At 71.6% G+C, this 23,983-nt stretch carries 22 protein-coding genes; 9 read left to right on the top strand and 13 right to left on the bottom strand.

The window, feature by feature from the left end:
* Positions 1-56 precede the first annotated feature (56 nt).
* Positions 57-965, top strand: coding sequence for an NAD(P)-dependent oxidoreductase (locus tag BUE43_RS17345; RefSeq protein ID WP_073484372.1), 909 nt, complete (start codon positions 57-59; stop codon positions 963-965).
* 254 nt (positions 966-1,219) lie between these two features.
* On the opposite strand, the gene BUE43_RS17350 is transcribed toward BUE43_RS17345, so the two are convergent.
* From BUE43_RS17350 to BUE43_RS17365, 4 genes are all read right to left on the bottom strand, one after another.
* Entirely contained in the window at positions 1,220-1,636 is a 417-nt protein-coding gene (locus tag BUE43_RS17350) for a winged helix-turn-helix transcriptional regulator (RefSeq protein WP_268844433.1), read from the bottom strand.
* Between the two features lie 90 nt (positions 1,637-1,726).
* Positions 1,727-3,292 carry an FAD-dependent monooxygenase gene (locus BUE43_RS17355; RefSeq protein ID WP_143174217.1) on the bottom strand — a complete coding sequence of 522 codons (1,566 nt, stop codon included), beginning with the start codon at positions 3,290-3,292 and terminating at the stop codon, positions 1,727-1,729.
* Between the two features lie 90 nt (positions 3,293-3,382).
* Positions 3,383-4,009 (bottom strand): TetR/AcrR family transcriptional regulator, encoded by a 627-nt coding sequence (locus BUE43_RS17360; protein ID WP_073484374.1) that lies wholly within the window; start codon positions 4,007-4,009, stop codon positions 3,383-3,385.
* A 97-nt stretch (positions 4,010-4,106) separates the two neighbouring features.
* The gene (locus BUE43_RS17365) at positions 4,107-4,865 is read right to left on the bottom strand and encodes a class I SAM-dependent methyltransferase (protein WP_073484376.1); all 759 of its coding nucleotides are present in this window, start codon (positions 4,863-4,865) and stop codon (positions 4,107-4,109) included.
* 295 nt (positions 4,866-5,160) lie between these two features.
* On the opposite strand from BUE43_RS17365, the gene argS reads away from it, so the two are divergent.
* The 3 genes from argS (at position 5,161) to BUE43_RS17380 (ending at position 9,108) form a co-directional block, all read left to right on the top strand.
* Positions 5,161-6,936: an arginine--tRNA ligase gene (argS, locus tag BUE43_RS17370; protein ID WP_073484378.1), complete on the top strand. Its 1,776-nt coding sequence runs from the start codon at positions 5,161-5,163 to the stop codon at positions 6,934-6,936.
* 122 nt (positions 6,937-7,058) lie between these two features.
* Positions 7,059-7,946, top strand: a complete 888-nt coding sequence (sigJ, locus tag BUE43_RS17375) for an RNA polymerase sigma factor SigJ (protein WP_073484958.1) — start codon at positions 7,059-7,061, stop codon at positions 7,944-7,946.
* A gap of 121 nt (positions 7,947-8,067) precedes the next feature.
* Entirely contained in the window at positions 8,068-9,108 is a 1,041-nt protein-coding gene (locus BUE43_RS17380; protein WP_234995774.1) for a phosphotransferase enzyme family protein, read from the top strand.
* 15 nt (positions 9,109-9,123) lie between these two features.
* Here BUE43_RS17380 and BUE43_RS17385 read toward each other — a convergent pair whose 3' ends face one another.
* From BUE43_RS17385 to BUE43_RS17400, 4 genes are all read right to left on the bottom strand, one after another.
* Positions 9,124-9,498 (bottom strand): hypothetical protein, encoded by a 375-nt coding sequence (locus BUE43_RS17385; protein WP_073484380.1) that lies wholly within the window; start codon positions 9,496-9,498, stop codon positions 9,124-9,126.
* A gap of 94 nt (positions 9,499-9,592) precedes the next feature.
* On the bottom strand, positions 9,593-10,624 hold the full coding sequence (locus tag BUE43_RS17390; RefSeq protein ID WP_073484382.1) for a LuxR C-terminal-related transcriptional regulator: 1,032 nt from the start codon (positions 10,622-10,624) through the stop codon (positions 9,593-9,595).
* Positions 10,625-10,789: 165 nt separating this feature from the next.
* Positions 10,790-11,317 (bottom strand): hypothetical protein, encoded by a 528-nt coding sequence (locus tag BUE43_RS17395; RefSeq protein ID WP_143174218.1) that lies wholly within the window; start codon positions 11,315-11,317, stop codon positions 10,790-10,792.
* Between the two features lie 378 nt (positions 11,318-11,695).
* Positions 11,696-13,342, bottom strand: a complete 1,647-nt coding sequence (locus BUE43_RS17400; protein WP_073484386.1) for a TlrC/CarA/OleB/SrmB family ABC-F type ribosomal protection protein — start codon at positions 13,340-13,342, stop codon at positions 11,696-11,698.
* A 425-nt stretch (positions 13,343-13,767) separates the two neighbouring features.
* On the opposite strand from BUE43_RS17400, the gene BUE43_RS17405 reads away from it, so the two are divergent.
* Positions 13,768-15,426, top strand: a complete 1,659-nt coding sequence (locus BUE43_RS17405; RefSeq protein WP_083959819.1) for an alpha/beta fold hydrolase — start codon at positions 13,768-13,770, stop codon at positions 15,424-15,426.
* A 61-nt stretch (positions 15,427-15,487) separates the two neighbouring features.
* Here BUE43_RS17405 and BUE43_RS17410 read toward each other — a convergent pair whose 3' ends face one another.
* Both BUE43_RS17410 and BUE43_RS17415 read right to left on the bottom strand, forming a co-directional pair.
* A complete protein-coding gene (locus BUE43_RS17410) occupies positions 15,488-16,564 on the bottom strand; it encodes a MerR family transcriptional regulator (RefSeq protein WP_073484389.1) in 1,077 nt (358 codons plus the stop codon).
* Positions 16,565-16,779: 215 nt separating this feature from the next.
* The gene (locus BUE43_RS17415; protein WP_073484391.1) at positions 16,780-17,502 is read right to left on the bottom strand and encodes an endo alpha-1,4 polygalactosaminidase; all 723 of its coding nucleotides are present in this window, start codon (positions 17,500-17,502) and stop codon (positions 16,780-16,782) included.
* Between the two features lie 428 nt (positions 17,503-17,930).
* Here BUE43_RS17415 and BUE43_RS17420 point away from each other — a divergent pair, with 428 nt between their 5' ends.
* On the top strand, positions 17,931-18,773 hold the full coding sequence (locus BUE43_RS17420; RefSeq protein ID WP_073484393.1) for an SDR family oxidoreductase: 843 nt from the start codon (positions 17,931-17,933) through the stop codon (positions 18,771-18,773).
* Positions 18,774-18,885: 112 nt separating this feature from the next.
* Positions 18,886-19,974, top strand: coding sequence for a winged helix DNA-binding domain-containing protein (locus tag BUE43_RS17425; protein ID WP_073484395.1), 1,089 nt, complete (start codon positions 18,886-18,888; stop codon positions 19,972-19,974).
* A 66-nt stretch (positions 19,975-20,040) separates the two neighbouring features.
* Here the strand turns inward: BUE43_RS17425 and BUE43_RS17430 are convergent, their stop codons facing one another.
* Together BUE43_RS17430 and BUE43_RS17435 are read right to left on the bottom strand one after the other, a co-directional pair.
* The gene (locus BUE43_RS17430; protein ID WP_073484397.1) at positions 20,041-20,694 is read right to left on the bottom strand and encodes a class I SAM-dependent methyltransferase; all 654 of its coding nucleotides are present in this window, start codon (positions 20,692-20,694) and stop codon (positions 20,041-20,043) included.
* Positions 20,695-20,792: 98 nt separating this feature from the next.
* Positions 20,793-21,770 carry a hypothetical protein gene (locus BUE43_RS17435; protein WP_073484398.1) on the bottom strand — a complete coding sequence of 326 codons (978 nt, stop codon included), beginning with the start codon at positions 21,768-21,770 and terminating at the stop codon, positions 20,793-20,795.
* A 494-nt stretch (positions 21,771-22,264) separates the two neighbouring features.
* Between BUE43_RS17435 and BUE43_RS17440 the strand changes: the two genes are divergently transcribed.
* Positions 22,265-22,819 carry an HAD family acid phosphatase gene (locus BUE43_RS17440; RefSeq protein WP_073484400.1) on the top strand — a complete coding sequence of 185 codons (555 nt, stop codon included), beginning with the start codon at positions 22,265-22,267 and terminating at the stop codon, positions 22,817-22,819.
* Between the two features lie 79 nt (positions 22,820-22,898).
* On the opposite strand, the gene BUE43_RS17445 is transcribed toward BUE43_RS17440, so the two are convergent.
* Positions 22,899-23,585, bottom strand: coding sequence for a response regulator transcription factor (locus BUE43_RS17445; RefSeq protein ID WP_073484402.1), 687 nt, complete (start codon positions 23,583-23,585; stop codon positions 22,899-22,901).
* Positions 23,586-23,774: 189 nt separating this feature from the next.
* Between BUE43_RS17445 and BUE43_RS17450 the strand changes: the two genes are divergently transcribed.
* Positions 23,775-23,981 (top strand): hypothetical protein, encoded by a 207-nt coding sequence (locus BUE43_RS17450; RefSeq protein ID WP_073484404.1) that lies wholly within the window; start codon positions 23,775-23,777, stop codon positions 23,979-23,981.
* The last annotated feature ends 2 nt before the right edge of the window (positions 23,982-23,983 follow it).

A 23,983-nucleotide genomic window follows, 5' to 3' on the forward strand; every position in this document is an offset into this window, starting at 1 on the left:
ACGGCCCTCACCGCAGGTTGACTCTCACGTCGACGTGAGAGTTCACGATAACCCGCGTGATCGAACAGCAGTCAGCAGACCAGAAGCGCCCGCCCGTGACCGTCGTCGGACTGGGGCCGATGGGCGCGGCCCTGGCCAACGCCTTCCTCGACCAGGGCCACCCCACCACCGTCTGGAACCGTTCTCCCGGCAGGGCCGACAGCCTCGTCGCCAGGGGCGCCCACCTGGCGGGCACCATCGCCGAGGCCGTGTCGGCGAGCCCGGTTGTCGTCGTCTGCGTCAAGGACTACGACGCCGTGTACGGGGTTCTCGCCCCCGCGGCCGACGCCCTGTCCGGTCGGGTGGTGGTGAACCACAGCTCCGGCACGCCGAAGCAGGCCCGCGAGGCGGTCGACTGGGCGGACCGGCACGGTGTCGAGTACCTCGACGGTGCGATCATGGTTCCGCCCTTCGCGGTGGGGAAGCCCGACTCCGTGTTCCTCTACAGTGGACCGCGAGCGGTCTTCGACGCCCACCGCGTGACGTTGGAGACCATGGGCGGCCCCCGGTACCTGGGTGCGGACCCGGGCCTGGCGGTGCTGTACAACACGGCGCTGCTCGGCCTGATGTACGCGTCGATGAACGGTTTCCTGCACGCCGCCGCCCTCGTCGGCACAGCGGGTGTCGGGGCGGAGACGTTCTCCGAGATCGCCCTGGACTGGTTCGCCCCCGACGTGGTGGTCCGGTACCTCAGGGCGCAGGCTTCCGAGATCGACAAGCGGAACTTCCCCGGCACGCTGGGCACGATGGAGATGAACCTGACCGCGCTGGAGCACATCGTGCACACCAGCGCGGAGCAGGGCGTCGACGCCGAGCTGCCCGCCCTGCTGCGGGCGCACGCCCAGCGGGCGATCGCCGAGGGCTACGCGGGCAACAACTACCTGGCCATGTTCGAGGTTCTCAGCAAGGCGGGGCCACGGCCCTGAGCAGGGCACCACGGGTAGGTCAACGGTCCCGGCGCGGAAAGCTCCACTGATCCCCGGGTGAACCCTGGGCGAGCGCCGGTGGTGGCACCGGGCCGCCCGGGCGGCCGAGGCAGGTGTGATGGCCACACCTGACCTCGGCCTCCGGGCTCGACTTCGCGACGGACAAGAACGACCATCGCGCACAGAACCGTCGCAAGGGGACTGTCGCGCAACGACTGTCCACTCTCGACTGATCAGGTTGTTCGCGTCCGACCTCAGGGCGAAACGGGCTCCAGCTCGCCGCTGGCGCGGTTGTCGAAGTCCCGACGTGCGGCCAGGATCTCGTCAGCGTGCGCGGCCGACCACTCGCCGACGGCGTGGGCGATCTCGCCGGCCTCCCGGCCGAGCGGGGTCAGCTCGTACTCTACCTGCGGTGGCGCCGTCGGGTGGACGGTGCGACACACCAGACCGTCGCGTTCCAGCATGCGCAGGGTCTGCGTCAGCATCTTCTGCGTGATGCCGGGCAGGCTCCGGCGGAGCTGGTTGAACCGCATCGGGGCGCCGTGGTGGCGGAGCATGCCCATCACGTACATGACCCACTTGTTGGCCAGCACCTCGACGACGGTGCGCGCGGGGCAGACCTCCGGCGGGATGGCCCAGACCGTGCCGGGGTCGTCCTTGCCAGTACCCACGAGGTACCTACCTGTCGTCGGGGTGCCTACTTCCGGTCGAATACTACTGATCAGAAGAACCCGGCCCGACGGGAAAGCGGGTCGCGGGGTCTAGCTGGCCGGGCCGAACCACCGGGTCAGGGCCGTGCGGAGGGTCTTTCGGTCGTTCTGGTCGGGATGTGCGGAGGAGGTGGCCCAGGCGACGTAGCAGTCCGGGCGGAGCAGGAGCGCGCTCGCGGGGGCCGGGGTGTTCCCGGTGTCCTGGGCGGTCCCGGCGACGGCGTCGACCCGGTCGTCCCACCCGGACAGCTCCCCGACGAGCGAGGCGTCCCCGGTCAGGTCCACCAGCAACGGGCGGGCGGTCCTGGTCAGCTCGGCGAGCCGGGTCGGACCGTCCACAGTGGTCAGTTCCAGGTCGGGAGCCCACCGGCCGACGAGCGGATGCGCCCCGTTGACGCCCATGTCGTAACAGAGGTCGGCCCCGGACATCATGGCCGCGATGTGCTGGACGTTCCGCTGGTCGGTGAGCAGCTCTCCGAACAGCTCGCGCAGCGCGGTCACGTCCGGGCCCGGAGCGGTCAGGGCGGCCTGCGCCTGGGTGTGCGTGACGACCCTTCGCGCGGCCGGGCGTCGTTCGGCCTCGTAGCTGTCGAGCAGCCCGGGTGGAGCCCACCCGTGGATCTCGGCGGCGAGCTTCCAGCCCAGGTTCACCGCGTCCTGGAGGCCGAGGTTGAGCCCGGGCCCGCCGATCGCCGCGTGCACGTGGGCCGCGTCGCCGAGCAACAGGACCCGGCGGTCGCGGAACCTCTCGGCCAGGCGGGTGTTGCCGCCGGTCAGGCGGCGCAGCAGGTGCGGCCCCGGCCCCTCGGGCGGCCCGAGGGACAGGTCGACCCCGAGGACCCGGCGCACGCTCTCCCGGAGCTCGTCGAAGGTCAGCGGCGTCTGGCTGTCGGTCGTGGGGGAGTCCCATTCGGTTGTGTTGACCAGCGGCGCCCGGGAGGGGAGTGGGGCGAAGGCGAACAGCCCGCGGTCGGTGCGGTGGTGGAGGAACGGCGGGATGACGTCCTGGCCGGGGAGTCGCAGTCCACCGGTCTCCGGATCGACGACTCCGGCGGGCACGGAGACGTGTGCGGAGCGCGAGACCGAATTGTCCCTTGTGACGCCGGGAAAACCGATGCCGGACAGCTTGCGCGTGACGCTGTGCCCGCCGTCGGCCCCCACGAGGTAGCGGGCGCGCAACTGGTAGGGGCCGTCGGGCCCGAGGACGGTGACGGTGACCGAGTCGGTGTCCTGCGACAGCGCGGTGAGTTCGTGCCCTCGGCGGATCTCGGCCCCGAGCGCGACAGCGCGCTCCTCCAACACCTCCTCGACCCGGTGTTGCGGCACCGGCAGGGCGTAGAGCGGATTGTCGGCCAGGGAGCCCAGATCCAGTGGCAGCGCGCCGAACACGAAGAACGGGGCCGGCTGCGGCGGCCGCCTGTCGCCGGCGAGCGCCTCGTACACGCCCCGGCGGTCCAACATGCGCACCACCTGGCCGACCAGGCCGTTCGCCCGGCTCTCCCCGGTGCGTCCCGGCAGGCGCTCCAGTAACAGCGGGCGCACTCCGGCCAGGCACAGCTCGCCGGCCAGCATCAGCCCGTTCGGGCCGGCACCGACGATGACGACGTCACAACGCACGTGTTTCTCCTTACGTGGAGCGGAAAACGGGCAGAGTGAACCGACCCGGCGTCGCCGGGTTGGTCAGATCAGGTCCGCCGGGCGGCGGGATCAGGGAACGGGCAGCCCCGCGGCGAGCTGGCGGAGCGCGTCACGCACCAGCGGCGCGATCGGAACCGGCGGGTCGGCGCGCAACCACTGCTCGGAGGCCGCGCGCAGGGCGGCTCCGACGGCGCCGGCGACCAGTCGGGGGTAGAGGTCCCGCTCGGGGTCGGTGCCCGTGCGCTCGGCGATCGCCGCGGCGAACTCGTCCTCGGCGGCGGCGCTGGCCTTCAGGAACTCGCCCTGCAACGCCGGCTCGCTGATCATCAGCCGGACACCGGCGGTCCACGCCTGGTCGGGCGGGGCGGCTCCGGCGGCCTCCCGCCCGAACGCGAACTGCGTCAGCGCCGCGGTGGTGATGGCCTCCCACAGCGGTTCGGACGCCGGACGGGCCCGCAGCTCCGCGGCGATCAGCCGGGCGCGGTCGAGGTGGCGGGCGGCGATCGCCTCGGCCTTGCTGGAGAAGTAGTTGTTGAAGGTGCGCGGCGACACGCCGACCTCGGCGGCGATGTCCTCGCTCCGCACGTTGTCCAGGCCGCGCTCCACGGCCAGCCGCACGGCGGCCCAGCTCAGCGCGACGCGCGTCTCCCGCTTCTTGCGTTCTCGCAGCCCCAGTGACTCGTCGTCGGTGCCCACCTGGCCACCATACCTTGCCTGCCGCGCAAAATTGCGCCCCAAGCAAGATTTTTCCCTCGGGCTCCGACCGCGGCGGTCACGCGCCCGGGAGCGGCGGTCAGGCCGGCTTGTGGGCCTCGATCAGGGTCCGCGAGGAGTGGGCGACGAAGCGGCCTTCGCGCTCGATCAGCTCGTGCAGCTCGCGGAGCCGGTCGCGGTAGCGGTCGACGGTGAACCCGGGCACGGTCCAGATCACCTTGCGCAGGAAGTAGACGACCGCGCCGACGTCGAAGAACTCCATCCGCAGCCGCTCCGCGCGCACGTCCACCACGGTCAGGCCGGCGGTACCGGCCTCGGCGGCCTCGTCGTCGGGGTGGCGCCGGCGGCGCGCCTCGGGCTGCGGCCCGAGGAAGTACTCGACCAGCTCGAACACGGTGGCCGGCCCGACGTGCTGCGCGAGGTAGGTCCCCCCGGGCCGGAGCACCCGCGCGATCTCCGCCCACCAGACCGACGCCGGATGACGGCTGGTCACGAGGTCGAAGGCCGCGTCGGCGAACGGCAGCGGCGGCTCGTCCGGGTCCGCGACGACCACGACGCCCCGCGGGTGCAACAGCCTGGTGGCGCGGTCGACGTTCGGCGGCCAGGACTCGGTGGCGACCATGGTGGGCGGGAACTTCGCGGCGCCGGCCAGGACCTCGCCACCACCGGTCTGGATGTCCAGCGCGGCGGAGGCGGCGGCCAGTCGCTCACCCATCAGCCGCTGGTACCCCCACGACGGCCGCTCCTCGGTGGCCCGCCCCTCCAACCAGGAGAAGTCCCAGCCGTCGACGGACACCGAGCCGGCCTCCGCCACCAGCTCCTCGAACGTTCGCGCCATGTGGAAATCATCACGTCGACCCGCACGTTCCGCCACGCGGTTTCCCTCGCGACCACCAGCCATCCCGGAGTTGCCGGCGCCTTCGCGATTCATTCGATCGTGTGGTCACCCGGGATAGGAGCCCTGACATGCCATCCCTGATCCACGCGCTCCCCGGAGCTCCCGGCGCCATGTTTGTCCATAGTGGACGAATGGTGCGGACGGCTCCGGCGCGAGCCGGAAAAGTCCGTCGTGGCCGGCAAGCGGGACTGGAACAATGCCGGCGACGGCATTGCTCCGGCATGGGGGAAGCGCAGTGAACGACCACGAGGTCCTGCCGCTGCTCGACCAGATCGGCCACGTCGTGTCCGAGGCGATCACCCGAGCGCGTCCCGAACTCGCCGGCTCCGACCCCGTGGTCCGCCGATCCGACCGCGCCGACTTCCAGTCCAACGCCGCCCTCGCCCTCGCCCGCCGGCTCCGCGTCCAGCCGGCGGACCTCGCCGCTGATCTTGTCGCTGATCTCGCCCCGGCGCTCGACCCGGCTCGTGGACCCGTCGCCGCCGTGGAGCGCTCCGGGCCGGGCTTCCTGAACATCACGCTCGCCGAGCACGCGGTCTGGGCGCAGGTCGCGGCGCGACTGGCCAGCCCCCGGCTGGGCGTCGGGACGCCGGAGCGGGGGCGCCGCACCGTCATCGACTACTCCGCGCCCAACATCGCCAAGGAGATGCACGTCGGCCACCTGCGCACGACCGTCATCGGCGACAGCCTCGCCCGCGTGCTTGACCTCCTCGGGGCCGAGGTCGTCCGGCAGAACCACCTCGGCGACTGGGGAACGCAGTTCGGGATGCTCATCCAGTACCTGGACGAGCACCCGGAGATCTCCTGGCGGCAGGCCGACCTCGCCGGCGACGTCTCGGCGGTGTCCGCGCTGGACCAGCTCTACCGGAGCGCGCGGGCGGCGTTCGACGCCGACCCCGCCTTCGCCGACCGGTCCCGCGCCCGGGTCGTCGCGCTCCAGTCCGGCGAGCCGGCCACCCTCGCGCGGTGGGCGGAGATCGTGGCCGAGTCGGAGAAGGCGTTCCGGGCCGTCTACGACCGGCTCGGCGTGCTCCTCACCCCGGAGGACTCCGTGGGGGAGTCCTCCTACAACCCGGTGCTCGCCGCCACCGCGTCCGAACTCGTCGACGCGGGCATCGCCGTGGACAGCGCCGGGGCGCTGGTGATCTTCTCCGAGGAGGTCACCGGCCCCGAGGGCGCGCCGGTTCCGCTGATGCTGCGCAAGCGCGACGGCGGCTACGGCTACGACACCACCGACCTGGCGACGATCCGCCACCGCCTGCGCGACCTCAAGGCCCACCGCCTGCTCTACGTCACCGACGCCCGCCAGGCCCTGCACTTCCGCCTGGTCTTCGAGGCGGCCCGCCGAGCCGGGTGGCTCACCGACGACGCCGAGGCCACCCACGTCGCCTACGGCACCGTCCTCGACCGCGACGGACGTCCGTTCCGGACCCGGGCCGGCGGCGCCGTCCGGCTCACGGACCTCCTCGACGCGGCCGTGGCCCGCGCCAGGGCCGTGGTCGCGGACCGGGACCACGGCCTGAGCCCCGCCGAGCTGGACCAGATCGCCGAACGGGCCGGCATCGGCGCCGTCAAGTACGCCGACCTGTCGACGTCCCGGGTCAGGGACTACGTCTTCGACCTGGACCGCATGGTCTCCTTCACCGGCAACACCGGCGTGTACCTCCAGTACGCCCACACGCGGATCCGCTCCATCCTCCGCCGGGCCGGCGACAGCCATCCCGAGGTCGACCCCGAACTGCCCATGGAGCGGGAGGAGCGCGCGCTCGCGTTGGCCCTCGACGGGTTCGGCGCCACGCTCATCGAGGTCTCCCGAACCCTGGAGCCGCACCGGCTGTGCGGCTACCTCTACGACCTCGCCCGCGCGTTCACCGCGTTCTACGAGGTGTGTCCGGTGCTCGGCTCCGCGGAACCGGTCCGGGGCAATCGGCTGGCGCTGTGTCAGCTCACCGCGCGGACCCTGAGTCGGGGGCTCGGCCTTCTCGGCATCGCCGCGCCGGAACGCATGTGATCGCCCACGGGGCCGGGCGGCGTGTGTCCTGGCCCACTTCGTGGCGATGACCAGGGGCTTGTCACATCGGTCGTGTTGGATTCGTCAACGATTCGACGGATCGTGACGAGGGGGATGTGACCGTGGCCGGACACGAGTTCCTGGTGGACCAGTTCGAGGCGCACCGGGGCCACCTGAGGGCGGTGGCCTACCGGATGCTCGGCTCGCTCAGCGAGGCCGACGACGCCGTCCAGGAGACCTGGCTGCGGCTCAGCCGTGCCGACGCCGACGACGTGGCGAACCTCGGTGGCTGGTTGACCACGGTCGTGGGGCGGGTCTGCCTCGACATGCTGCGCTCACGCGCCGCCCGTCGGGAGGACACTGTGGACACTCTGCCGGACCCGGTCGTCAGTCCGGTGGACGGGACGGACCCGGAGCACGAGGCGCTGGTGGCCGACTCCGTGGGGTTGGCCCTGCTGGTCGTGCTCCAGTCCCTCGCGCCCGCCGAGCGGTTGGCGTTCGTGCTGCACGACATGTTCGCCGTGCCCTTCGAGGAGATCGCCGTGATCGTCGGGCGCACTCCGGCCGCGGCCCGGCAGCTCGCCAGCCGCGCCCGTCGCCGGGTGCGCGGCGCCGCCCCGGCGCCCGATCCCGACCTGGCACGGCAGCGCGAGGTGGTCGACGCGTTCCTGGCCGCGGCGCGGGGCGGCGACTTCGAGGCCCTGGTCTCCGTGCTGGACCCCGACGTGGTGCTGCGCGTCGACACCGGCGCCGGGGAGCCGGGTGGGCTGCGGGTCCTGCGCGGCGCGGCGGCGGTGGCGAGCCAGGCGATGACCTACCAGCGGTTCGCGACCTCGAACACGGGACACCCGGCGTGGGTCAACGGAGCCGCCGGAGTGGTCAGCACGGCGGACGGGGTCCCGGTCTCGGTGCTGGGCTTCACGATCGTGGACGGGCGGGTCGTCGCGCTCGACATCCTCGCCGATCCGGCCCGGCTCGGTCAGCTCGACCTGGTGGTCCTGCCCGACTGACCGGGCGCGCAGGTCACCGCCTCCGCTGCGGCATGATCGTCCGAGGTGGGCCCGTCCCCGGAGGCGCTGGCACTCCGGGGACCGGGCCGCCACCTGTTGTCGCACAGGGAAAGGGGATCTCGTGGTCGTGCGCCATGCCGATCCGGACGACCGCCTGGACGACCGCCTGCGCGCGTGGGTGTGGGAGGACTTCGGCGTCGAGCTGGTCGCCGTCACCGGAGTCGACCGGGGAGCCGACGTCGCGGCGGAGGTGTGGCGCGGCGTGGCCGACGGCGGCGCCCAGTACGCGATCAAGCGGAGTGGGGGTGGATCACCTGCGGGGCTCCTCGTGCCGGCCTGGCTGGGGGAACGCGGCGTGCCGGGAGTCGTCGCCCCGGTGCCGACCCGCTCCGGGAACCTGTGGAGCGAACGGGAAGGCCGACGTCTGTCCCTGGTGCCGTGGGTGTCGGGAAGCGGGGCGCTGGACGGCGGGATGACCGCTTGCCACTGGGTGTCCTACGGCACGCTGTTGGCGCGGGTCCACGCCCTCACGCCGGGTGATCCGGTCGCGGAGGTCCTGCCCCGCGAGGAGCGCGCCCACAGGCGTTGGACATCTCTCGTGTCCGATGTGGACAAACAGGTGCGCGCGGCCGCCGAGTCGGCTGACCAGCTTGTCCGCGCGCTGACTGAGGAGTGGGCGGCGGTGGCCGAGCTCGTCGCGGTGCTTCTCGGCGCGGCAGAGGATCTGAGCTCTGATCACCGTGTTCGGCGGGCTGCCCGTGTGGTCTGCCACGGCGACGCCCACCTGGGAAACGTGGTGGTGGGGGAGGGCGGGCGCGTGTGGCTGATCGACTGGGACGACGCGGTGCTGGCCCCCAGGGAACAGGATCTCCTGTTCGTGCTCGGCGGGGTGCTTCCCTTCGCACAGGTCAGTTCGCAGGAGCAGGCGTGGTTCTTCGATGGGTACGGCCCGGTGGACGTCGACCCCGCGCGCCTGGCCTACCACCAGTGCGTGCGCGCCCTGGAGGATTTCGCCGTCCCCGCCGCCCAGGTCCTCGCCGTCGGCCGTGAACCGGAGCCGGAACGCGCTGACGCGCTGGCCATCTTCCGCAGCGTGTTCTCGCCCACCGGCCTCGCGACCCTGGCGTTGTCCTCGCTGCGGGATCTCGGCCTCACCCGGTGACGGGAAAGCCCGGCTTCACCACACCAGAACCCCGCCGCCGACGTCCTCGGCGCGCTCGGCCGCGTCCGTGATGTTCGCGAGGCGGAAGGAAATCCCGTCCACCAAGCGCTCGTGGGACCATCCCGGTTCCGGCGGAGGCGCGATCGCGTCGAGGTTGGCCGCGAGCAGGGCGCACTCCCGGCGGAAGTCCCGCACCTGTTCCGGCGCGACGAGGTCGCCATCAGCCAGGACCGGGAAGTACCGCGCGCCCAGCGCACGGACGCGCTCCGAACCCCACACCAGGGTGCGCCAGTCCTCGAACCCGGCGAGGTCCGAGCAGGCGGGCGGGAGGTCCAGCAACCGCATCTCGTCGTTCTCATCAAGGACGAACACGTCGACAGTGAGACTCATACCGCTAGCTGATCACGCGTCGGGAGCCGCAGGCCACCCAGTTATGTCCTTTGTGGACAGACCTTGGCTGGTGTGGGTGGACGGGTGGAGCGGTTCAGCCGGAGATGCCGGCGAGGAGTTCGTCGCGGCTGTTCACCCCGGTCTTGCGGTAGGTGGCCCGGAGGTGGTCGTTCACGGTGTGCGGCGAGAGCTGGAGCCGGCGGGCGATCAGTTTGGCGGGCAGGCCCCGGACGACCTCGGCGAGGACGGCGTGCTCGCGGGTGGTGAGGCCGTACCAGGCGGCGATCGCGGGCAGGAGCAGCGCGGTGGGCGCGGTCTGGATCGTGATCGCCACCGCGTCGGTCGCGGGCGGGTGGAGCGGTTCCGCGTGCAGCGCCACCCAGCCGTTCGGGGTGGGAATCCGCGTGGTCACGGCGTCGTCGGCCCGCCGGGCCATGTTCGCGCTGTTCCACAGCAGACCCGCGAGCTCGTCGTCGACGGTGGCGCAGTCGCGGGCCAGCTCGTCCAGCCAGCGGCGGCCGGAGTCGGTCGCCGAGGTGATCGTGTCGTCGGCGCCGACGATGACCACACCCGGTGGCAGCGCGAGCCGGCCGGGCCGCAGGGCCTTCCCGCCCACGAAGCGCCGCAGCGCCGAGGCGAGGGGGCGCACGAGGTCCTGGGCCAGTGCGGCCTCGTCCGGGGAGAAGGGCCGCCGGCCCCGTTCCCTGATGAGCACGAGGGCGCCCCACGCCGTGCCGTCCACCGCCAACGCCATGCGGAGCTCGCTGCTGAAGCCCTCGGCGATGACGATCTCGTGCAGCCGGGGGCTGTGCCGGTGCTCGGGCGATCCCTCGCTGAGCACCCCGACCTGGCGCGGTCCCCGAATCAGCCGGAAGAACGGGTCGACGTCGTTGTCCAGGGCGTCCGTCCGCTCCATCCAGCGGGCGGCGGCGGTGCTGTACGCGTGTTCCTTCGTGTGGAAGCAACCCACGCCGGTGAGGGGGTCGAGCCCGACGGCCAGGTAGCCGTCGTGCGGCACGACCAGCCCCACCTGGCGGGAGATCTCGGCCCCGAGCTCGGACACGGACAGCGCGACCCTGGCCGCCTCCGGCAGGTTGCGGCGAACGGATCCCGTGTCAGCGGCCATGGAGGGAGTATGGCCCCATCCGTCCTGCCGCGGCAGGTGATCGACAGGTGTCGTGGGGCACGGTGGGCGACCGCACAGCATTGTCCACAGAGGACTTGCGATTGCCAGGGGCGGGCTGACGCCCCTGACGCTGTCGTGGGGTGCGCTCGGGGATGAGGTGGACGCTCAGCTCCTGTGCGCCCACAACGTCGCGCCCGGGTCGACGTAGGCCGCTTCGCTCGCGGTCCGGTTGTGGTCGTGGGCGCAGCGGAGGCTCACCGTGGTGTTCTCGCCACTCGTGAACGCGCCGTGAACGCTGAGGGTGGCCACGTACACCCCGGTGGGCTCGCCGCTCGGCGAGGGACCGCCGACCATGGTGGCCGCACCGCCGACGCCCTTCTCGTTCACGTAGAGGCCGCACCTGGTGTAGTCGCTCGGCCCCCAGCTGACGAGGGTCACGTTGCTGGACAGCACCCAGGAGCCGGGCGAGAGCGACACGAGGAGCACGGTCGCCGGCGTGCCGCCGGTGGGCTGGAGCCGCACGTTCGCCGTCGTCTGCCGCACCACGTCCTCGCCCGTGGTCAGGTCGGACTTGACGGACGGGCCGCTCGCGGACTGCGGGGTCGGCTGGGCGGAGGCGGACTGCGCGGCGAACGCGCTGCCGACCACGAAAACCCCGACTCCCAACGCTGCCAACACTCGGTCACGATTCATCCTGGCTCCTCTTCGCCCACTGGTCGCCGTTCTCGGTGTCAGGGCCGACTCTGGCGTGACAGCGAGGCGGGGAGGAACCCCGAGACCTGGGGATTGACAGCAACACGCGACACCCCGGCCGGAGGCGGGCGGCCGGCGTCCCACCTCCATCCCGGTGTGGAGGGAACGGGGACCAGCCTTCCGGCGGGCGGGGCCGCCGGAAATCCCGAAGGCTGGGGATTGCGCGACGCCGCCGGATGTTCCGGGCGGCCCGGTTTCGGTAAGTCCCTGTGGGCGCCGGGCCGCGCGAGCGGCCCGGCGCCCACAAGGTATGTCTCCAGTGGACTGTCCTGAGTGGACATTCCACGGCGAACAACTCTCAGTACACGCGTTTCCCTTCTACGCGGCCAGGAACTCCTCGACGTGGCCGCCTCGCAACACCAGGTGCGACCCGGTGAACCGGGATCGCATGCGGCGGTCGTGCGTGACCACCACCAGCGCGCCCTGGAAGCTCGCCAACGCCTCCTCCAACTCCTCGACGAGCGCGGGGGAGAGGTGGTTGGTGGGCTCGTCCAGCAGCAGCAGGTCCACCGGCTCGCTCACCAGGCGGGCCAACTCGATCCGCCGCCGCTGGCCGTAGGAGAGCTCGCCCACCCGCAACCGCAGGTCGGACGGGCTGAACAGGCCGAGCGAGAGCAGCGTCTCGGTGTGCTCCTCCATGCTGCCGACCCGCCCCCTGCCGAAGGCCTGCGGCACCGTGAGGTGGGACGGCCACGGAGTTTCCTCCTGCCTCAGGTGTCCCACCCGCCCCGGCACGCGCACCGAGCCGGTGTCCGGCCTCAGCTCCCCGGCCAGCAACCGCATGAGCGTGCTCTTGCCCGCGCCGTTGGGGCCGGTCACCAACAGCCGTTCGTCGGGCCGGACCCGCAGCGACGGGAGGTGGAGCCGGGTGCCGACGCGCACGTCGACGAGTTCGGCCGCCACGTCCGCCTCCCGCGTCCCGGGATCGGCGGTGGTGATGCTGGCGGTGAAGACGAGCGGCTCGGGCGGCGGCGCGACCGGGTTGTCGGTCAACCGCTCGACCCGCTCCTTGGCGTTGCGGATCCGGCTCATCGCGCCGTGACCACGTCCCCGCGAGCGGAACCCGCCGTGGCCGAAGACGGCGAACGGGAGCTTGCGCGGGATGGCGTCCAGGCGGATCACGTTGCTGGCGACCAGTTTCCGGCTCCGGTCCAGCTCGGCGCACCAGTCTTCGTACTCCTGGAGCCGGCGTCGCCGCTCGGCGGCCTTGGCCCGGAGGTAGCCGTCGTAACCGTCGCCGTAGCGGGTCACCTTGCCACTGTCGACCTCCAGAATCGTTGTGGTGAGCCGTTCCAGGAACACGCGGTCGTGCGTGACCGCGACAACGGTGCCGCGGTGCTCCCGGAGGTGGGCCTCCAGCCAACCCACGGCCGCGTCGTCGAGGTCGTTGGTCGGCTCGTCCAGCAGCAGCAACTCCGGCGCCGACGCCAACGTGGCGGCCAGCGCCAGCCGGGACCGCTCCCCGCCGGACAGGGTGCCCAGCGTCCGGCCGCGCTCCAGGCCCGGCAGCCCGAGCCCGCGCAGCGCGATGTCCACCCGGGCGTCGGCCTCGTAGCCGCCGCGGGCCTCGTACTCCTCGACCAGCCCGGCGTAGGCGGCCATGGCGGAGCGGAGTTCCGCCCCCGTCGCGCCGGCCAGGCCGGCCTCGGCCCGCCGGAGCCGGGCCTCCAGGTCACGCAGGTCGGCCAGGATCAGGTCGACGGCGTCCTGGACGGTGGCCTCGGCCGGGAGGTCCAGCGTCTGGGCGAGGTAGCCCACCCCGCCGGGCGCGACCACGGTGACTTCCCCGTTGTCGGCCCGCTCCTGCCCGGCGAGCAGCCGCAGCAGCGTGGACTTCCCCGATCCGTTGTCCCCGATGACGCCGACCTTCTCGCCCGGCTTCACGGTGAGGGACACCTGGTCGAGCACGACGTGCTCGTCGTAGTGCTTGGTGATGTTGTGTAGGGCTAGTTGCGCGGCACGCATGAAGGCGCCCCCTGTCCCCGGCCGAGGCCGGACGGAAGGAACGGATCAAAGACGAATCCGCGCACGGCGTGACTCGACGCGAGTCGTGCGGAGACGCCGGTGCGCGGATGAGCGCGACGACAGCGGAGCGTGGCTCAACGCGTCGTGCGCGCTGTGATCACAGGGAACCCATGCGAAGCACCGTACGGAACCCGGCGGCCGGATGGCAAGACCCGAGATCGTTCCGTGGGTCACACCCGTCCCGGGGGTTCGTCAACACCTGTGCCGGGAAGAACATCGCGGGCAGGCGCGTGCGCGGGATACCAGCGCCGTCCACTGCGGACAACCCGGAGATCTTCGGAACCGTGATCGGACCAGAGGTTGATGAAAGTGGAGGCGGCGGTCAGCAGGCTGGGGTGAAAGACATCGTGAAACGGGAGGTGTCGATGTCGAGAAAACCTGCTGTGCGGGTGGCGGCGTTCGCCATGGCGGCGGCGATTCCGGCGGCCGGCCTGGCGTTACTGGCGCCCACGGCCGTCGCGGCGGAGCCCGCCCCCGCGGGGACCCTGAAGTGGGAGACCTGCGCCAAGGTTGCGAACGGGTGGGACGAGTTCACCAGGGGCGACACGAAGGCCGAGTGCGCCACCCTGAGCGTTCCCCTCGACCACGCCCGGCCGGACGGCCGTAAGATCAACATCGCGGTGAGCCGGCTGAAGGCCGCGGACCCGGCCAAGCGCAGGGGCGTCGTCGTCACCAACCCCGGCGGCCCCGGCGGCAGCGGCATCACGCTGCCCCTGGCGTTCCCCGGCAGCGAACTGGCTCCGCTGGCCGCGGAGTACGACATCATCGGGTTCGACCCGCGTGGCGTGGGCTACAGCGACAAGCTGAAGTGCTCCCGCCTGCCGCAGGACACCGAGGACCCGCCGTCGAGCTTCACGGACAAGCAGAAGGCGAAGTTCCGGTCCGACCAGCGGGCCGCCTACTACAAGCGCTGCGCCGAGAAGGACATCGACTTCGCCCGCCAGCTCACCACCGCGTCGATCGCGAAGGACGTCGACGCCATCCGGGTCGCGCTGGGCGAGAAGAAGATCAGCTACTACGGGATCTCGTGGGGCACGGCCCTGGGCGCCGCCTACCGCAGCCTCTTCGGCGGCAACCTGGACCGGATGCTGCTCGACTCCGTCATGCCGGCCAGGTTCGACCTGAAGGCGATCGACCACGACACGGACGCGGCCTCGGAGAACCGGTTCAACGACTTCACCTCCTGGATCGCGCGCTACGACAGCGTCTACCAGTTCGGCGCCACCGCCGCCGAGGTCCGCACGGCGTTGTTCGCTCTGCGCGACCAACTGGCCAGCGCGCCCCGGGTGATCGGGTCGGGCCAGTCCCAGATCGTCATCGACGGGGAGGCGGTGACCCGCCTGATGCTGGCGCCGCGCGGACTCTGGTCCCGGTGGGCCAAGGATCTCGCGACGATTCGCGACGGCGACGTCCCCGACTTCGCCAGGCAGACCGAGGCGAAGGCGGCGGCAGCGGCGGAGAAGGCCGGCCGCGACCCCCGGTTCGGCTTCGACGAGCGGTTCGAGTACGGCAACGACTTCCAGAACCACGCCGTGGTCTGCAACGAGGGCCTGAACAGCCGGGACTTCGAAACCATCTGGAAGGACTGGCAGGAGCGGAAGCGGCTGTACCCGGCCGCCGGCGGGATCGCGCACTTCGCGAGCAGGTGCACCGGATGGCCGCTGCCCGTGCAGCCGTGGAACCTGAAGCAGAACACCAGCTCGCTCCAGCTCGTCGGCCACAGCTACGAGTCGGTCACCCCGCTGCCCTGGGCGCTGTCCATGCGGAAGAAGATCGGCGGCGCGTTGCTGACCGTGGAGGACGACGTGCACGGCTCGCTGATGGACCTGCCGTGCGCCGCCAAGGCGGTGACGTACTTCCGTGAGGGCAAGGTGTCCAACGAGTCCTGTCCGGGCGCTCCCATTCCGACGCCGGACACGGGCGCGCGGCTGAGCGCTGCCGAGCGCGCGACCGGGAACCCGCTGCCCGCCGAGGCGGCGCTGCGTCCCTACCAGCCGGCCGGCCTCTCCTTCGCCCGCGGCTGACCTGGTGTCCGTCCCCCGGGGTCGCCCCGGGGGACGGACATCGTCAGCGACTACCAGGTCATCAACTGGTCAGCGCGTCCACGACAACGCACGCGAAGTTGTCCGGCGCGCCGGCGCTCCGAACGAGCTCGGCGATCCGGTCGACCACCTCCTGCGCTGTGCTCGCCGAGTCGAGCACGTGCTGGAGATCCCGCTCCGCGAGCACGGCGTGCACTCCGTCGGTGCACAGCAGGTACCGGTCGCCGACGTGCGCCTCCCGCAGGTGGAGGTCCGGTTCCGTCGTGTCCTCGCCGTGCAGCGCCCGCAACAGCGTCGCGCGTCGCGGATGCGACTGCGCCTCCTCAAGAGTCAGTTTTCCTTCGTCCACCAACGACTGCACGAAGGTGTGGTCGTGGGTGATCTGGCTGAGGTCCCTTCCTCGCAGCAGATAGGCCCGCGAGTCACCGACATGGGCCAACGCCACCTGAGTGCCGGACCACACCATCGCCGTGAGTGTCGTTCCGGCCTTCTCGTGGGCGGCGCTGGAGGTGGCGAGGTCGCGCACCGCCGTGCGCGCGCCCTCCACCGCGGCTCCCAACGCCTTCAACAGGTTTCCCGTGATCTCGGCGGTGTCCAGTGCGGTGAGCGCGTTGAGTGCCGTGGTGCTCGCCGCGCGGTCCAGTCCCTGGGCGCCGAAACCGTCGGCGACGGCGAACAGCGTCCTGCCCCGGTGCACCGCGTCCTCATTGGACACACGCACCAGTCCGCGATCGTTGTGGGCCGCGGAGACGAGCGTCACCGCGGTCGGCACGTCGGCCATCGTGATGTCCTTTCTGGACAGGTGGTCGACGAGGAAGGCGGCCAGTTCCCGCCGCGCGGCGGTGTCGGCCTCGACCTGACGCCAGTACGAGGCGACCTCGGTGGCCGCCGCGTGCGGGGGGAGGTCGCAGACCACCCTGATCCGGGCCAACGGCATGCCGAGCCCCCGCAGCCACAGGACCAGGCGGGCCCTGCCGAGCTGGGCCGGGTCGTAGGACCGGTACCCCGAGCGCGGGTCGACGTCGGCGGGCGGCAGCAACCCGAGCTCGTCGTAGAGCCGCAACGCCTTCGGCGTGAGCCCCGACTCCTGGGCGAACTCGCCGATGCTCAGTCTGGCCATGTCTCCCTCCTCGTGCCGGGCCCCCGCCCGGTGACCCGACGGTGCGCTCTGTCCCAGGGGGAAGGTCAAACCCCGGTCGTGGGCACCCGCAGGCGACCGGTGGCGCCATTCTCGCCGGGGTGGCGTTCGTCCTGGTCACGCCGGGTGGCCTGACGGCAGGGGCCGGCACGAGGAGTGGCCCGCCCGCGGGCTCGGTCACGGGCTCGGTCCCGGGTTCAGCCGTGGGCCCAGCGGCGGGCGTCCAGATCGACTCGCTTGCGGATGGAGCTGAAGCCCAGCGGCGCGGTGATCCGGGCGAACCTGCGGAGCGGGAGGTCGTACTCCACGTGGAACACGGGCTTGCCGGCCGCGATGAAGGCCTGGAGCGGAGCCCATTCCTCGTACTCGACGCACCGCTCGTTCACGGCGAAGTCGAAGTGGGGGAGCAGCTCGGGGATCTGCGGGAGGTCGTTCTTGAGACCGACGGCCATGCCGCGCTCGTGGACGAGGTCGGCGATGAACCGGTTGTAGACGAGCTGGTCCTGGGCGGTCAGCGGGAAGCCGGTCCGGTGGTCGTAGCCCTCGACCATGTCCGCCTCGACCGCGTCGAACCCCTTCTCCCGGCACATGTCGAACCGGCGAGCCATGATCGGCCCCAGCACGTCGAGCCGGCGGATGTCCAACCACCGCTCGTCCGGCCAGCCGCCCACCCGTCGGCCCAACACCTCGGCGGGGAACGCGTCGTAGTCCGGCCGGTACCGCTCCGCCGCCCCGACGTCGACGTAGGCGATCACCCTCCGGCCGGCCGCGTGGAGCGCGGCGACCACCTCCGCGCTGTTCTCGAAGGCGTCGATGTCGTACACCGGCACGTCGACGTCGAGTTTCACCGGGCTGCTGAGCTGGTACTGCCACTGCAGGCCCGGAGTGGGTTTCCACCAGGTTCCTTCGGGGTGCGACATGGTTCTCCCTCCACCGTCAGGGGTGCCGGGCAACACCCTGCACAGTCGCCGTCCCGAGCGCCATGCTGTCGCCGCATACCACCCGCGCGCCGCGATCGCGCTCGCTGGCGGTCCGTCCGTGACGTAGGACAGCGACACTGGACAGCGATATTGGACAGCGATGCTGGACGGGGGCAGGGGACGGTGGCGCCGGACGGTGAAGCCGACACCAGCCGGCGGACACTCGGACAAGCAGGTCAGGAAGGTCTACTGCGGACAGTGGGCGGAGCCGTGGTGTGAGTGGGATCACCCGCAGCAGGCCCAGCAGGCGGAGTGACCGCAGGAGCAACCGCACTGAGGTTCTCGATATGGATCGGTTTTCGAGATGGACCGGTCCTCGTGCCGAACGAGGACACGAGTTGTCCTCCATCGTTCCTAGTGTCCCTCCCATGGCGAATGACAAATCCCTGAACGTTCTCGTGTGCGGCGCCACCGGCAATGTCGGGCGTCCCCTCGTCGACCAGCTCCTGGCCGCCGGACACCAGGTCCGCGCCCTCACCCGCAACCCGGACAGGGCGAACCTCCCCGCCGGGGTCGAGGCGGTCGCCGGCAACCTGGCCGACACCGCGAGCCTGTCCTCGGCCTTCACCGGCGTCGACGCCGCGCACCTGATCGGCTTCGGCGGCGACGACTACTCGCCGCTCAGCAACGGCGCAGAGATCATGGACCTGGCGCGGAAGTCCGGCGTGCGCAGGGTGACCGTCCTCAAGGGAGAGGTGGAACGCACCGCGCTGGACGAGGCCGTGCTGGCCAGCGGTCTGGAGTGGACGTTCCTGGCGCCGGTGGAGTTCATGTCGAACGCCCTGGAGTGGGCCGAGTCCGTGCGGGACGAGGGCGTCGTCCGCGAGGCGTTCGCCGAGGCGAGGAGCGCGATGATCCACGACGGGGACATCGCGGCGGTCGCCGCGACCGCGTTGACCCACGAGGGCCACGCCGGCGAGGAGTACTGGCTGACCGGGCCGGAGGTGTTGACCCCGCCGGAGAAGGTGCGCGTGATCGGCGAGGTCCTCGGCCGCGAGGTGCGGTACGTGGAGCTCAGCCGGGACGAGATCGTCGCGCGGTGGCGGGCGCAGGGCTTCTCCGACGAGGACGTCGAGTTCTTCCTGATGATGCGGACCAACCCGCCCGAGGCCGGCTACACCGTCCTGCCCACCGTCGAGGAGGTCACCGGCCGACCCGCCAGGACCTTCGCGCAGTGGGTGCGGGAGAACGCCACCGCCTTCGGCGGCTGACGCGCCGCTGGTGCGGGGCACGGCGGCCTGACTCGGAGTTGAGGAGTGATGGCGGTCGCCGTGCCCCGCGTCCCCTGTGACTGTCCATTGTGCACTGTGAACGGAGAGAGCCGTGTCCGTCCTGACCCGTCGAAGCCTCAACCGGGCGACGTTGGCCCGGCAGCTGTTGCTGCGGCGGGCGGAGACGTCCGTCCTCGACGTGGTGGGGCACCTCGTCGGCCTCCAGGGCCAGGACCCCGACCCGCCGTACGTCGGGCTGTGGAACCGGATGTCGTCCTTCCGGCTCGACGACCTGACGGAGTCGCTGTGCCAACGGGAGATCGTCCGGGCGACCCTGATGCGGGGCACCCAACACCTGGTCACCGCCGAGGACTACCGGTGGCTCCGGCCGCTGTTGCAGCCCTTGCTGGACCGCTGGCAGAAGGGCGCTTTCGGGAAGGCCACCGCCGGGATCGACCTCGCCGAGCTGGCCGCCGTCGCGCGCTCCGCCCTCGACGGGACCACCCTGACCCGACCGGAGCTCGGCCGGGTGCTGACCGAGCGCTGGCCGGGGCGGGACCCGGTCGCGCTGGCCCGATCCGTCCAGGGCCTGCTGCCGGTGGTGCACCCGCCGCCCGACGGCACCTGGGGGCGACGGGGCAGGACACCCTTCGCGCTCGCCGACCAGTGGCTCGACCGGCCGTTGACCGACGCGCCCTCCGCCAGGGACCTCGTCACGCGGTACCTCGCGGCCTTCGGACCGGCCTCCGTCCAGGACGTCCAGGCGTGGAGTGGGCTGACCCGGCTCCGCGAGGTGGTCGACTCGCTCCGGCCGGGACTGCTGGTGTTCCGGAGCGAGGCCGGGCGGGAGCTGTTCGACCTCCCGGATGCGCCACGACCCGAACCGGACGTGCCGGCGCCCGTGCGTTTCCTGGCCGCGCTGGACAACGTGGTCCTCGCCCACGCCGACCGCACCCGCATGATGACCGACGAACAGCGCCAGCACGTCGGTGTCGAGGCGGCAGTGACCGTCGACGGTTTCGTGCGGGGTCTCTGGAAGATCACGCGCGATGGGCACACCGCTTCCCTGGTCGTCCGGCTCTTCACACCACTGTCTACAGTGGACGAGGAGGACGTGGTGCGGGAAGGACTGCGCCTCCTGCGTTTCGCGGCGGCGGACGCGGAGAACCACGACGTCCGGTTCCGCTCCGTCAGCGACTGATCCTCTGCCGAGGTCTCCGGCACCCGTCCCCGTCGAGACGCGGCGGGGGCGGACGGCGCGTGCGGGCTAGGAGATCGCCGGCTTCTGGGCCAGGAGACAGGCCTGCCGGGTCTTCTCGGTCGAGACGGGCTCGCGCACCGTTCGGACGTTGACGATGAAACCGGTTGCTCGCAACAGGTCCTCGACCTGGTCGGGCGACAACCGGTGGAAGTCCAGCGAGACGGGGTGGCCGAACGGCTGCTCGACGTGCATCGGCCGGTCGCCGACCTGGAAGGCGGTCAGCAGGTGCCCGCCGGGGACCAGCAGCCGGTGGAACTCGGCGAACACCGCCGGCAGGAGCTCCGGCGGCGTGTGGATGAGCGAGTACCACGAGACGACGCCGCCGAGAGAGCCGTCGGCCAGGTCGAGTGCGGTCATCGAGCCCTGGTCGAAGCGCAGACCGGGATGCAGTCGGCGGGCCACCGCGACCATCTCCGACGACAGGTCGACCCCGAACACGTCCACGCCGAGCGAGTGCAGGAGCGCCGTCACGTGGCCGGGACCGCTGCCGAGGTCGGCGACCGGACCGAGGTCGGCGGTGCGCGCGAGTTCGGCGAACGCGGTGAGCAGCGCGCGGTCCACCGGCTTGACGTCGAGCTCGGTCCGGAACAGCTCGGCGTAGTCGACGGCGATGGCGTCGTAGAACGCCTGGGTGGTGCTCAGTGAGGAGGGATCGGCCATGGCCAGGAACAGTAGCCCGCCGCCGGCGGCGGGGTCCGCCCGTCGAGAACTGTCGACAGATCTGGTCCGGTTTGGTTGTCCCTGCCCGAATCGGGGCGTCAGAGCCAGTCGTTGCGGGAGGCGTGCAGCGCGAGTTGGAACCGGCTGGTCGCCCCTGCCTGCTCCATCAGGAGGCTGAGCCGGCGGAAGAAGGTCCGCTTGCTGATGCCCAGTTCCCTGGCGATCGAGTCGTCGTCGGCGCCGGCCGCGAGCAGGGCCAACAACATCCGGTCGTGGGCCCGGAGCCGGTGGGCGTGCGTCCCGCCGTTGATGTCGAGGGGCGACGCGGAGCGCCAACAGAGTTCGAACAGTCCTTCCAGGGCGCGGAAGAGGCTGGACGGGCGGACGATCAGCAGGGAGTCGTTGCGCTCGGTGTCGTCGATGGTGAAGGACACGAAGGCGATGCTGCGGTCCAGAACGGAGAGTTTGACCGGGACGCGGGGAAGGGTCCGCGCCTGTTCCCCGGCCTTCATGCACGGCACGATGTTCTCCTTCAGGTAGTGCGGCCGGCGCAGCGAACTCCGGGAGTACACGACGCGGTAGGAGATGCCCTCGCGGAGTTGGCGCTCCTCGCTCTCGTTCCTGACCCTGCTGTAGAAGTGCGGCGGGGAGTCGAGCCGGCGGACCTCCTGCCGGGGAATGCTGTGCGTCAGCTGCTTGATCCGCTCCGGGATGGCCGCGCCCGTGACCACCTCGACCAGGTCCTCGGTGGGCTGCCCGCACAGGTGCCGCCGGAACGCGTCGTACGCCCGCTGGGTCGCCACCCTGGCCTGTTCGAGCTCGGCCCGGCGGCGGAGGCTGAGCACGTCGAGCCCGGTCGCCGGCGGCACCGGGACGTAGCGCGGCTCCGCGTCGCCGGTCAGGGCCACCAGTCCGGTCTCCAGGAGATCTGTCAGCTCCGACGCCGGTCCCGGCACGGCGGCCGCGAGTTGGTCCGCCGTCATCGGCCCGGTGGACAGGAGGGCCTGGTAGGCGGAGACGGCCCACGCGCCGAGGCCGAGGTGGCCGAGGTGCCGGGTCAGGTCGGGCGCGTCCATGCGCGACATGGTATGGATCGCGGTGGACGCGCGATCCCCTGAGGTGTGGGCCTCGACGTCGGGATGACTGGTTGATCAAGCGGTTCACGGCCGCGCGTGCCCGCCCGGCCGAGGTGCCCGGCATCTCCCCGCTGCTCCGAATTCCGTCCGTCGCCCGGGTTTCACGGGGATTCTGTCCGCGGTTCCTGGTTTTCCGGCCCCGCGTGGCGATCCTTCGGTGCCGCACGCTGCCAGTGGCACGACAGTGACGACAGCGCGTCCCGGATGGTGCATGATCCCGCGGAGAGGAAGCCGTCAGGCGCCGATGCCAGCGGACGGACCGCGGAACCAACGACGCACCGCGTTCCCGTCCAGCCCCTTCGCGCGAAGTCGGAGGGGCGTCCACGACTGGATCGACACAGTGGTCGGTCCCCCCTCGCGCGTGTGCTCGCGCACGCCGGGGAATCGCTCGCGGACTGGCGAACCGCGCGCCCGAGGAAGGATGGAGGTCCACAATGGTGCGACTGCGGACCAAAGCTGTCGGTCTGCTGGTCTCCGCGTTGGCCATGACGCTGACCGCGACGACCGCTCACGCGGCCCAGAGCGACCTGCCGAGCTACGAGCAGTGGCAGCGCGACGTCCGGGAGTCGTTGGAGGGGGTCCACGAGTACCTCGACAGCGCGCGGGGTCGGAACGCGGCGATCGTGTTGGACATCGACAACACCGCGCTGGAGACCGAGTACCACCGGGGCCGGGCCAACAAGCCGGTGCTGGAGGCCGCCCGGCACGCGAAGCGGTTGGGCATGACGGTGCTCATCGTCTCGGCCCGCAAGGTCGGCCACGAGGAGAGCGCGCTGGACCAGCTCCGGCGGGCCGGCTACGAGCCGGACAAGATCTGCCTGAAGCGCAAGGGCGAGCGCAACGCGGAGGGGAAGCTCCGCTGCCGCAAGAAGTTCACCGCTGAGGGCTACCGCATCACCGCGAACATCGGCAACCGGGACACGGACTTCGAGGGCGGCTACTACGACCGCCGGTTCCAGCTCCCGGACTACGACGGCGAGTTGAGCTGATCAACGGGACGCGCAACCGCGGGCGGGCTCACGGCCACACCGGCCGTGGGCCCGTCCTGTGTCCGGTTCTCCCGAGCTGTCACGGGTTTCCCGCGAGGCCGTGGTGGTACATGTAGCGCACCGCGTCGCTCCGGTTGCGGGCGCCGATCTTCGCGAAGGCGTTGTTGATGTGCGTCTTCACCGTGGACGCCTCGACGGAGAGCTCCGCCGCGATCTCGGCGTTGGACAGGCCGCGCGCGATGCGGGTGAGCACGTCGAGTTCCCGGTTGGTGAGCCCGTCGGGGAGGTCGCGCGTCCCGGCCGCTGATCTCGGGGCGCCGCCCGCCCCGGGGAGGGCGGCGACCAGTTGGGCCGTCACCGCCGCGTCGAACGTCGACTGCCCCTGGGCGCAGGACCGGATCGCCGTCGTGATCTGCGCCCGGCTCGCCTCCTTGGTCAGGTAGCCCCGCGCGCCCGCGGTCAGCGCGGCCGCGACCAGGTCGTGGTCCGCGTAGGTCGACAGCACCAGCACCGCGACGTCGGGGTGGTGCCGGCGCAGTCGCGCGGTGGCCGCGACCCCGTCCAGCACCGGCATCCGGAGGTCCATCAGCACCACGTGCGGGCTGGTCTCGGCGACCAGGCGCACGGCCTCGGCCCCGTCCCCGGCCTGGCCCACGACCTCGAACCCGTCGGAGAGCTCGACCAGCGCGGCCAACCCCTCCCGCACGGCCTGCTGGTCGTCCACGACGAGGACGCGGATCGTCCCGTCCTCCGCCCCGCCCGCCATTCCCACCACTCCTCAGCACTGGTCGCCGTTCCCCAACCTAGAGGCCCGCTCCGCCGGCCGACGCGGCGTCCACCGTCCCGGGTGGACGGCGCAGCCCGGATTTCCACCCGCCCCTCCACCCCCGGGTGGTCCCGGTCCACCCGCCTTCCGGCCTACCGTCCAGGTATTCGATGGAAGGAAAAAGGGGAAATGAACCTCGCCCTGGACGCCGAGGGCGTCATGAACATCCTTTTGCTCCGGTTCGCGCTCATCGCGTGCGGTGTGGCGGTGCTGGTGGTCATCGGTTTCGCGGTCCTTCTCGTGCTCCGGCGGAAGGGGCGGCTGGACGACGCCCGCCGGCACGCGGAGCCGCTGGTCCGCGCCTGGTTGGAGAACCGGCGCGGACGGCGGAGGTGAGC

The sequence above is a fragment of the Streptoalloteichus hindustanus genome, from assembly GCF_900129375.1.
Lineage (GTDB): Bacteria > Actinomycetota > Actinomycetes > Mycobacteriales > Pseudonocardiaceae > Streptoalloteichus > Streptoalloteichus hindustanus.